At 67.9% G+C, this 10,693-nt stretch carries 8 protein-coding genes; 5 read left to right on the forward strand and 3 right to left on the reverse strand.

What is annotated here, in order from left to right; all coding sequences use genetic code 11:
- Nucleotides 1–58 precede the first annotated feature (58 nt).
- From HMF7854_RS15105 to HMF7854_RS15120, 4 genes are all read left to right on the forward strand, one after another.
- Nucleotides 59–1,924: a WecB/TagA/CpsF family glycosyltransferase gene (locus HMF7854_RS15105; RefSeq protein WP_185829316.1), complete on the forward strand. Its 1,866-nt coding sequence runs from the start codon at nucleotides 59–61 to the stop codon at nucleotides 1,922–1,924.
- 244 nt (nucleotides 1,925–2,168) lie between these two features.
- Nucleotides 2,169–3,470 carry an ATP-binding protein gene (locus tag HMF7854_RS15110; protein ID WP_221766458.1) on the forward strand — a complete coding sequence of 434 codons (1,302 nt, stop codon included), beginning with the start codon at nucleotides 2,169–2,171 and terminating at the stop codon, nucleotides 3,468–3,470.
- Nucleotides 3,463–4,890 (forward strand): GNVR domain-containing protein, encoded by a 1,428-nt coding sequence (locus HMF7854_RS15115; protein WP_126719961.1) that lies wholly within the window; start codon nucleotides 3,463–3,465, stop codon nucleotides 4,888–4,890. The genes HMF7854_RS15110 and HMF7854_RS15115 overlap by 8 nt, the downstream gene beginning before the upstream one ends.
- On the forward strand, nucleotides 4,890–5,612 hold the full coding sequence (locus tag HMF7854_RS15120) for a CpsD/CapB family tyrosine-protein kinase (protein ID WP_126719962.1): 723 nt from the start codon (nucleotides 4,890–4,892) through the stop codon (nucleotides 5,610–5,612). Before HMF7854_RS15115 ends, HMF7854_RS15120 begins: the two co-directional genes overlap by 1 nt.
- A 326-nt stretch (nucleotides 5,613–5,938) precedes the next feature.
- Here HMF7854_RS15120 and HMF7854_RS15125 read toward each other — a convergent pair whose 3' ends face one another.
- Complete coding sequence (locus HMF7854_RS15125) at nucleotides 5,939–7,249, reverse strand: exopolysaccharide biosynthesis polyprenyl glycosylphosphotransferase (RefSeq protein WP_185829318.1); 1,311 nt, start codon at nucleotides 7,247–7,249, stop codon at nucleotides 5,939–5,941.
- A 319-nt stretch (nucleotides 7,250–7,568) separates the two neighbouring features.
- Entirely contained in the window at nucleotides 7,569–7,691 is a 123-nt protein-coding gene (locus tag HMF7854_RS16205; protein WP_275402015.1) for a hypothetical protein, read from the reverse strand.
- Between the two features lie 213 nt (nucleotides 7,692–7,904).
- Here HMF7854_RS16205 and HMF7854_RS15130 point away from each other — a divergent pair, with 213 nt between their 5' ends.
- Nucleotides 7,905–9,356, forward strand: a complete 1,452-nt coding sequence (locus HMF7854_RS15130) for a hypothetical protein (RefSeq protein WP_126719964.1) — start codon at nucleotides 7,905–7,907, stop codon at nucleotides 9,354–9,356.
- Here the strand turns inward: HMF7854_RS15130 and HMF7854_RS15135 are convergent.
- Nucleotides 9,329–10,372, reverse strand: coding sequence for a glycoside hydrolase family 5 protein (locus tag HMF7854_RS15135; RefSeq protein WP_239017011.1), 1,044 nt, complete (start codon nucleotides 10,370–10,372; stop codon nucleotides 9,329–9,331). The genes HMF7854_RS15130 and HMF7854_RS15135 overlap by 28 nt on opposite strands.
- Nucleotides 10,373–10,693 lie beyond the last annotated feature (321 nt).

The raw sequence follows: 10,693 nt of genomic DNA on the forward strand, positions 1-10,693 counted from the left end.
TCGGTTTCGAAGCGTATTGTTCAGGTTAGGGGCATCAAGCACAACTTATCTGGCCGCGATGACGCAGGAACCCGCGCTCACAATCGTTCACGTCGTTCGCCAGTTCCACCCGGGTGTCGGGGGACTGGAGAACTTCGTCGAGCAGCTCGCCACTCGGCAGGTCGTCCGCGGCCACCGGGTGCGCGTGGTCACGCTCGATCGCATCTTCGATTCGGGCGAGAATGGCCCGCTTCCGCCGCGCGGCATGCTGCGTGGGGTAGAGATCGTGCGTGTCCCCTTTCGCGGGTCGCGCCGCTATCCGCTCGCACCGGGCGTGCTCCCGCATGTCCGCGACGCCGACGTGATCCATGTCCATGCGGTGGACTTCCTTTCCGACTATCTCGCCGCCACGGCGCCGATCCATCGCCGACCGATGGTGCTTACCACCCATGGCGGCTTCTTCCACACCCGCTTCGCGCAGAAGCTCAAGCGCGCCTGGTTCCACACCATCACCCGCGCTTCGCTGTGCCAATATGGCGCGGTGACCGCGTGCAGCGCCGAGGATGAACAAACGTTCAGGGGCATCACCGACGAGCGCCTGAAGCTGATCCCCAATGCGGTCGACGTCGACAAGTTCGCCGGCGCGGCGAAGCGCGGCAGCCGCACCTTCATCTATTTCGGCCGGCTCGCTCCCAACAAGGAGCTGGAACGGGTGGTCGACTGGTTCGCCGGCTATGCCGGCGACCGCGCCGAGGCGCGCCTGCTGATCGCCGGCAAGCCCATGGGGGTCGACCCTGACGCGCTGCGCGAGCGGGCCCGTGCCGCCGGGATCGGCGAGCGGGTCGAGCTTCACCCCAGCCCGAGCGACGAGGAGCTTCGCGCGCTGATCGGCTGCAGCGGCCTCTATGTCTGCGCCTCCTCCTACGAGGGGTTCGGGCTGGCCGCGGTCGAGGGCGCCAGCGCGGGCCTGTTCCCGCTGCTCAGCGACATTCCGCCCTTCGCCGACACCATCGACCGGCTCGGCTACGGCCTGCTGGTCGACTTCGCCGACCCGACGAGCTGGGCGGCCAGCCATTCGGCGCTCGATTCCGCCTATGCGCGCTTCACCGCCGACCATGACGCCGCGGCGGTCGAGGCGGCGGTGGCGCCCTTCGCCTGGCCCGACGTGGTCGACCAGTTCGACGACGTCTATGACCGGGTGATCGGGCGGACCCGGCGCCGCATCGGCGCGGTGACGGTCGACGTCACCGACCGCCACTCGGCGGCGGCGCAGATCCTCTCCGCCGCGGCGCGCCGCCAGCCGCTGCTGGTCGGCTTCTGCAACGCGCACACCGCCAACCTCGCGCAGCGCGACCCCGCCCTCCGCGATGCGCTCGACGGCGCGCTGGTGCTCAACGACGGCTTTGGCGTCGACATCGCCAGCCGAGCGCTGTTCCGCCAGCCGTTCAAGGAGAACCTGAACGGCACCGACTTCACCCCCTTTCTGCTCGGCGAGACCGACCAGCCGCTCCGGCTGTTCCTGGTCGGCAGCAAGCCGGGGATTGCCGAGGAGGCCGCCGCGGTGCTCGAGAAGGGCTTCCGCAACGTCCGCGTGGTCGGTGTCCAGCACGGCTTCTTCCGCGACCAGGACAGCGCCGACTTGGTTCGCCGGATCCGCGCCTCGGGCGCCAACCTCGTTCTTCTCGGGATGGGCCAGCCGCGCCAGGAGATCTGGGGCAAGCGCCATGTCGCCGAGATCGGGGTCCCGGTCCTGTGCATCGGCGCGCTGCTGGACTTTTGCTCGGGACGGATTCCGCGCGCGCCGATGTCGGTCCGCAAGCTTCGCCTCGAATGGGCCTATCGCCTCGCGCACGAGCCGCGCCGGCTGTTCGGCCGCTACGTGGTCGGCAACCTCACCTTCCTGGCTCGGGCGATGCGCCAGAAGGTCGCGGGGAGCCGCATATGATCATTTTGGGACAGGTCGGCGGACGATCCGCTCGCCTCGTCGCCGGAACTGCGCAAAAGCTGCATCGTTTCGGGAACTCGGATCGTCGAAGGGCAAGGTATGCCCGCCGCCGCGTTGGTCGCTTCTCTTCCGCGGTGCGTTGGCGCCGCCCGGTCGGGGGCACCGGGGCGTCGGCGTGGAACCAGGCACCGGCTGACGGACAACGGCGGCGGGGGGCAACGAACTTATGAAATGGTATTCAACGGTGACCCAGTTCGCAGCCGAACGTTTCAACAATGCCGGTGATCCGGACAGCAACGTGGAGACTCCACCCTTGGCCGCCGCTCCTGTCGCAGAAGACATCCTGCCGATGGCGCGACCCGCAGAGCCGGGCACCGCGCTGGCGTCGCTCGCACGGATGGGCGAAAGCCGTCTCGACCGCATCTACACCGCGTTCGACGTCTCGCAGCCGGTCGGCGAGCCGGGCGACCTGCGCGGCCGCGAGGACGAGGTCGAAGCCCTGCTCAGCGGCGTTCTCTACCGCCGCAACCACGGCATCGTCTCGGGCCCGCGCGGCTCGGGCAAGACCTCACTGGTCCGGGTGTTCGGCATGTACGCCGACCAGCAGGGCATCGTCGTCCTCTACTCGGCATGCGACGACGGGACGACTTTCGGCCAGCTGATGCGCTCCTACCTCGAGCAGATCCCCTTCTCGTCGGTCGACGCCGACGCGGTGAAGGCGTTCGAGCAGCGCGTGCTCGAGTTCGACACCGACAGCACGCCGCATCAGGCGGTGACGATCATGTCGATGGTCCGCTACAGCCAGGTCATCGTCGTTCTCGACGAGTTCGACCGGATCAGCGACCCCGACCTCCACTGGAAGCTGAGTTCGCTGTTCAAGCTGATCTCCGACGCGCGCCTGCCGGTACGCTTCGTGCTCGTCGGCGGCCGCTCGGTGTTCGCCGACGTCGTTCAGGGCCACCCTTCGCTGATCCGCCACGTCACCCGCGTCTCGACCTCGCCGCTCACCGCGGAGTCGATCGACGCGCTGCTCGACCAGTGCTCGAGCCGGTGCGGGATGAGCTTCGACCAGGACGCCCGGACCATGCTCGAGCGCGTCTCGTGCGGCTCGCCCTATCACGCCCGCCTGTTCGGGATGCACAGCGCGATCTGTGCCGACCAGCAGGGCGACACGGTGATCACCGAGGTGCACGTCATCTCCGGCCTTCGCCAGGCGTTCGTCGAGTGGGCCTCGTTCAACGAGGAAGACGCCGCGATCTTCCGAGCGCTCGCTGCCGGTCGCTCCGGCAACCCCGGCCCGTACGTCAAGGTCGCCCGCCGACTGGCGTTCGGCGGCGAGGCGGACCATGTCGACGGCCGCGACCACACCCTCCCGACCATCGAGCCGGGCCTCGTCGAAGGGTTCGGCAAGGCACTGGTGATCGACGGCGAAAGCGTCTCCTTCCGCGATTCCACCGCCCCCGAATTCTTCATCGCGCTGGTCGAACTCGTCCACCGCGACACGCTCAAGGAGCGGCCCGCCCGCAAGGACCGTCAGAATGTATAGCTTTCTCGATTGGATCGACGCGGTCCGCTACCGTTGGAAGCTCGTGGCGCTGGTAACCGGCGTTATCGGCCTGCTGGCGATCCTCTACATCGGCACCGCGCCGCGCAAATATACCGCGTCGGCCAGCCTGCTGCTCGACAGCCGCGCGCCCGACCCGATCAAGGCCGAGGACAACCCGCTGTCGCCGGACCAGACGCGCAACGCGATGGCAACCCAGGCCGACCTCATCCGCTCGCCCAACGTCGCCACCCAGGCGGCGGTGATTGCCGGCTATGACAAGAACCCGGGCTATGTGCAGGCCTGGCAGAAGCAGACCTCCGGCCGCCAGCCCTACGGCGACTGGCTGGCGCAGGTCATGCTCGGCCAGCTCTCGGTCACGCCGGGCAAGGACACCGACATCCTCGAGATCCGCGGCACCGCCAAGAACGCCAAGGACGCGGCGCAGATCGCCAACGCCTTCGCGCAGGCGTCAGTCGACTCGCAGTACAGGCTCCGCACCCAGCCCGCGCGCGCCTATTCCAACTGGCTCGCCGGGCAGCTGACTCAGGCCAAGGGCCGGGTCATCGAGGCGCAGAACACGCTCAGCGACTTCGTCAAGCAGACCGGGATCACCAACGACAACGCGATGTCGACCGAGGGCACGCAGATGGCCGAGATGGTCACTCAGCTCGCCTCAGCCGAAGCCAAGTCGGCAGCCGCCCGCCAGTCCAACTTCTCCGGCGCCCAGGCGCGCGGCGACGCCGAGCGCAGCCAGGTCGTGCAGGGCATCCGCCAGCAGATCTCGGAGACGAGCGGCAAGCTGGCCGATCTACAGGCGATGTTCGGTCCCGACTATCCGGACGTGAAGCGGACCCAGGCCCAGCTCTCGACGCTTCAGTCCAAGCTCAACTCGGAACTGTCCAACGCGTCGGGCACCTTCAGCGGTTCGCGCAACGCCGAGGCAGCGGCCGAGCGCGCGGCGGCGGCGGCGAGCGAGAACCGGCTCCGCTCGCTGACCTCGCAGCAGAATGCGCGGATGATGAAGATGGGCACCAACTTCGCCCAGTATAACCGGCTTAAGAACGAGTTCGACACCGCGCAGCGCAACTACAACGACCTCGACCAGCGGCTCACCCGCATGCGGCTGCAGGGCAATGTCCCGCTGACCGACGTGCAGGTGCTCGACCATGCCTCGCCGCCGCTGTTCCCGAGCTCGCCCAAGGTCGGCATGACGATGCTGCTCGCGCTGCTGCTCGGCGCCATCCTCGGCACCATCGCAGCGATCGTGCTCGAGTTTATCAACCCGCGGGTCCGCAGCTGGGGCGGCATCGAGCGCCGCCTCGGGGTTCAGGTCGTCGGCCGCATCGCGCTGCCGCGGCCCGGCCCGGTGGCGATCTCCGGCCCGGCCGGCCCGCGCCTCCTCGAAGGAGCATCCAGCTGATGCGTCTCCAGACCAGCAAGCTGGTTCCGGCACAGCGGGGCAGCGATCGCGCCCTCTTCCCCGAACGCTCGCTCGACGCCCGCGGCGTGGCCGCGCAGGCCAACGAGGAAGCCGAGGGTCTCGCCCGGCCGCTCACCCCCGAGTTCGTCGGCGAGCTCCGCAACCTCCTGACCACGCTCGCCAAGGGCCATGCGGTCCAGCGCACCCCGCACCGGATCGCGGTCAGCGGCGCCCAGGCGGAAGCCGACGCGCCGTTCATCACCGCGAGCCTCGCCATCACCTGCGCCGGCAGCGGCTATCGCGTGCTGCTGGTCGACGCCGGGCTCGACCGCCCGCGGCTTCACGACAGTTTCGCGCTGTCGCCCAGCCCCGGCGTTACCGAGCTGTTATCGAGCCTCGAGCCGCCGCACCTGTTCGTCCAGCCGACCTCGGTTCCCAACCTGTCGCTGATCGGCGCCGGTGCGCCCGTCGCCAACTATTCGAGCCTGCTCTCGCGCGAGCGGCTGTTCCACCGGATCGAACCGCTGGCCAACCGCTTCGAATATATCATCGTCGCCTGCGGCAGCCTGCCGCCCTCGCTGGTCGGCCGCGTTGCCGGCGGCGCGGACAGCGTCATCCTCGCGGTGAAGGAGAATGTCTCCTCGCTGCGCGACCTGTCGAGCGTGGTCGAGGTGCTCGACCGCGAGGGGATCGCAAACCCCGCGGTGCTGATGGTCAGCTGACCGGTCGGGGTCCGGCCGAGCGCCGGGTTCCGCCCAGTCTTTTCCCCTGCCGCCCCGCCGCTGCTCGGCGAGCGCTCCAACCTTCCCGCCGTGCTCTCGCCGTCGAACAGGGCCGAACTCCCGCAGAACTTCCTGCCAACCGCCCCCCCCCCCACCTTCGCTGTCGCTCGACGGCTGCCAGCATGCCCTCGGCACGCAGCCGCAGGAACCGCGTTCCGCTCGCCGCGCCTGCTAAGGGATGCCGGCGCCCTCCCGCCCGCGCGACGCACAAAAAAAGGGGCCGTCGGACGGCCCCTTCCAGTTCGTCCCGGACGTCCCGCCCGGCCTCAATAGGCCTCGGAGTGAACGACCACGCGCAGGGTGCGCACCAGGATCGAGATGTCCCGCCAGATCGACCAGCCGGACAGATATTCGAGATCGGCCTGCAGCCGCGAGGTCAGGTGCTCGCGGGTGTGGGTAGCGCCGCGGAAGCCGCGGACCTGGGCCAGCCCGGTGATCCCCGGCTTGATCGCGTGGCGCTGCCAATAGCGCTCGTCGACGTGCCAGAAGAGGCGGTCGCCGGCGAGCGAGCCCAACGCGTGCGGGCGCGGCCCGACGATGCTCATCGAGCCGAGCACCACGTTGAGCAGCTGCGGCAGCTCGTCGAGGCTGGTGCGGCGCAGGATCCGCCCGACGCGGGTGACCCGGTCGTCGTCGCGGCTGGCCGACCGGTTGCCGTGGATGTCGGTCCGCTCGTTCCGCATGCTGCGGAACTTGAGGATGTTGAACATGGTGTTGCCCTGGCCGACGCGCGGCTGCTTGAACAACACCGGGCCGCGGCTCTCGAGTTTGATCGCCAGCGCGATGCCGAGCAGCACCGGGGCGATGAACAGCAGCAGCGGCAGGCTGATCGCAAGATCGAGCGCGCGCTTGGCCAGCCGCTGGCGGGCGTTGAGCGGGCCCGACGAGACCACCAGGGTGGTGTGACCGTCTACCTTGGACACGCCCAGCGGCGCGAGATGGTCGAAGTCGCTCGACAGGACCTCGCCCTGGATGCCGGTGCACTTGAGCATCTGCGACCACTGCGGGGCGGTGTCCGCCGGGCAGGCGACGACCACGCGGTCGGCGCCCTGAAGCATTTCGGCGAAATGGATCTGCGCCGCGGCGTCGCTCGGAGTCGGGGTCAGCCGCTCGGTCGCCGCATCGACGACCAGAAAGCCGTCGCGCTCGCGAATTCCGCTACGATCGCTGAGCAGGATCTCGGTGGTGAACTGGCCATGGTGGCGGCGGCGGAGCGCATCGCCGACCAGCTGGCGGACGATGGTCACCGCGCCGGTCGCGAGCAGCAGCGAAGTGCCGGTCATGATGCGCGACAGGCGCTGGTCGACCTTTAGGAAGAAGAACAGCAGGAACAGCATCGCGAAGGCGAGCAGCACCGAGCCGACCGCGCGGGCGACGCCGCGGCTCGGGTGGCGGAGCACGTCCAGCGAATAGGCACCAGTGGAAACGGCGGACAGAAGGAACAATGCGGTGACCGATGCGGTCACCCCCGCCCAGCCGTCGACGAACACCGATCCGAAGCGAACCCCGCCGGCGATGGCGAAGGAAGCCAGGATGCACGCGCAGTCGAGCGCCATCAGCAGCGCGTAGAGCCGCAATCGTAGCGGCCGCTTCGCGACACGAGCGAAGGGAGCCGCCCGCTGAGGGGCACTCCAACGATTCATTTGCACTTCCACGCCGTACATAACGCCTGACCCCTAGATGGGTCCCACTTGGTAAAAAAATTATTAACCCGTTATATATTCACGAATCGTTCACGAATGGGACAACAAGGTTTTGGCGGAAAGGCGGCCTGTCGCACGGCCGGGCAGCCGGTCAGCAACAACCGCTTGCGGTTTGATTCAACGAACGGGAACACCGGCCCGCGCAGGGCGCGCCGGTTCGAACGGCTGCCTGGGCCGCCCCTTCGCGGGGAGCCTAGCGGATCGTGAGAAGAAGCGCTGCCCAGATCACCAGGCTGGCCAGCATGCAGGCGCCCAGCCCGCGGACATAGCTCGCCGAAACGAGATCGGGAACGACTTCGATTTTCTCGTGCTTCATGGCACCCTCCCGTGGTCTCGTCTGGTCTCTTTGTGGACCGGTACGAACCACCTCCCAAAGGAGATGACTATTCCCGCAGACGAGCAGTTACAAGGGGCAATGAAGAGATATGGTTGACGAAGGGTTAAGCTCGTCGACGCACCGGAACGGCACAGCGGATTTCCGGCGCGCCGGCGCCGCAACCTTTCCGCCCCGCGGGACTTACGTCGGCAGATGATCGGGCTTCACGACAAGCATATCCGTCGCCGCGCGGCGGCTCCCGCCGGAGGATCGGTCGCGTTCCCGACGGGGCGCCTCTCCACCTTCCGGCGCAACGCGCCGCTGGCGCCGAGCGAGCTCGCGGCCGACACCGCCGCGCCCCCGGCGCTGAGGGAGCTTGGCTGGCCCGCGCTGGTCCTGGTCTTCCTCGGCTCCTGCTACAATGCGCTGCTGGCAATCGTGAACGCGCACGCGGTCAGCGTCAGCACGCCGATGGTCGTCGCCTCCGAGATGCTGATCCTGGCCGCCGCCATGTTCTTCATCGTCTCGGCCCGGCCGCGCCCCGGCGACACCGCGCCGATCGCCTTCCTCGCCTTCTTCGTGCTGAACGCAGTCGCCCTCTCGCTGATCAACGGCGGCTTCTACGTCGACATGGCGCGCAACGTCGCGATCATGGCAGTGTTCATGCTGCTGGGCGTTCGAACCAGCCGCAAGACGCTCGACCGGGTGTTTCTGCTGGTAGCCGTGCTCGTCTTTGCGGCGCTAGCGCTGGAAATCATCTCCACCCCCGCCTACGCCGCCTTCTTCAAACCCGCGCTCTATTATGCGAACACGCGCGGGATCGAGCAGTTCGAGCTCGACGAGATCGGCCTGTTCCGCAACACGCTGAGCTTCGAGGGCCGCTTCGCGCTCGCCAACCTCGTCGACCACCGCACCGCCTCGCTGTTCCTCGAGCAGGTTTCGCTGGCCAACTTCTCGACCGTGATCTGCATGTTCCTGCTGATCGAGTGGCACCGCCTCAACAAGCGCTGGCGCGGCTTCCTGATCCTGCTGGTCGGGCTGATCCTGATCACCAACAATACCCGGACCGGGCTCTTCCTCGCGCTCGCCACGCCGGTGGTCTACTTCCTCGCGCCCAAGCTCAGCCGGCCGGTCAACCTGCTCTTTATCCCGGTCGGCTTCGTCGCCGCGGCGATCATGGCGCACATCGCGCCCGACGAGCAGGGCGACAATCTGGTCGGCCGCCTCTCGCTCACCTACCGGACGCTCACCTCGATGGACATGAGCGGGCTGCTCGGCGGCGAGGTGTTCGACGCGAACGGCTTTCACGACAGCGGATACACCTATGTCATCTACGCCTGCTCGATCTTCGGCATGCTGGTGCTGTGGCTGTTCCTCGCCTTCGCCACCGCCGCCGAGCGCCCCGAGCAGAAGCGGCTGCTGCTCATCACCAATCTCTACTTCGCGCTCAACCTGCTGACAGGCAGTTCGGCCATCTTCTCGATGAAGGTGGCGAGCCTCCTGTGGCTGCTGGTCGGAGTGGTCGCCCGCGGCGCCGAGCCGGTCGTGGCCGAGCCCGCCGCCGGCGACGAGCAGGCGGATGCCGACGCCGCGCCGCCGCCGGCGCGCTACAATGTGCTGGGCGCCAACGTCTCGCGCTACCGCGCCGCCGCGCCCTTCAAGTAGCGCTTGAGCACGCCCATCTGCGGCTTGTCGCGGCCGCCCTCGGGCTGGATGCTGAGCGGGTAGGAACCCCACCAGTCGCCGCCCGCCCAGTAGGTCCAGCCGAGCCAGGCGTCGCCGTTCGACTGCATATACTGGAGCATGTCGCCCAGCGCGGCGAGGCAGGTCGGCTCGCTCGAGGCGCCGAACTCGCCGAGCCAGCCGACCGCATGTTCGCGCCGCATCCAGGCGGTCACCGCGGCCAGCCGCTCGCGCCCGACCTTCGCCCCGGCGCACTCCTTCTTGGTCCCGGAGGAATCCGCGTCGAGATACTGGTGGATGTCGAAGGCGAAGCGGTTGCCCGGATCGCGGAAGCCGGCGAAGGCGGCGGCGTTGCTGCCCTCGTTGCCGATTGTCCAGCTGTGCCCGCCGCTCCAGCTGGTGCCGGGGACCAGCACAAGGTTGCGCGCGCCGGCCGAGCGGATCGCCGCGACGCTCCGCTCCGCGATCGCCCGCCAGTCCAGCGCGGAAATGTCGTGCGGCTCGTTCATCAGCCCGAAGGCGACCCGGTCGTTGCCGCGGTAATGCTCGGCAAGCCGATGCCACAGGTCGGTAAGCGAGCGGTCGTCTGCCGCGAGCAGCTTGCCGCGGTAGCGTGCGTAATTGTGGATATCGATGACGAACAGCTGGAAGGCGCCGAGCTCGCGCACCGCCGTGTCGAGCCGGCCCAGCTCGGCGGGATCGAGCGGTCCCATCGGCTGCGGCTGCAGCCGCTCCCACAGCACCGGGACCCGCACCGCGTTCATTCCCGCCGCGAGAAAGGGTGCGGCGGTGCCGGTGCCCGGGTAGACATAGTCCTTGCCCGCCTCGCCCGGCAGCTTGTCGGCATTATATTCGGCCGAGGAGAGGTTGACCCCGGTGTAGCGCAGCGGCGCCCCGGCCGCGCCCTGCGCCCCGGCACTCCCGCCGACCGCGCCGAGCGCAAGCGCCGCGGTCATTGCCAGCAGCGACCGGGCCAGCGTTCGAGCGAGCATCGTCATTCCTTCCTTCTTTCTAGGCGAATCGCGCCAGCATAGATCGGCCGACATTACGTTCGCGCAACAAGCCGTTCATCGCCGCATCGTAGTAATACTGGCGAGTTAACTCAGAAATTAACAGCAGTGTTGCCCACGATCAGTAAAGCAGCCAGTTTCGTTAAATCCGCGCACACAGGTTCCGCAGTTTGTCGCCGCATTTCATCGATCTGGCGAGAACGAAGCATTGGAGCGTTATTCTAGGACTTGCTTAACCAATTGCCCGCATGGTCGATCCTGCACCGGGAAAAACGAACCGGTTTCAAGGTTCTAAGGGTGGGGAAATAC

The organism is Sphingomonas ginkgonis (assembly GCF_003970925.1).
Lineage (GTDB): Bacteria > Pseudomonadota > Alphaproteobacteria > Sphingomonadales > Sphingomonadaceae > Sphingomicrobium > Sphingomicrobium ginkgonis.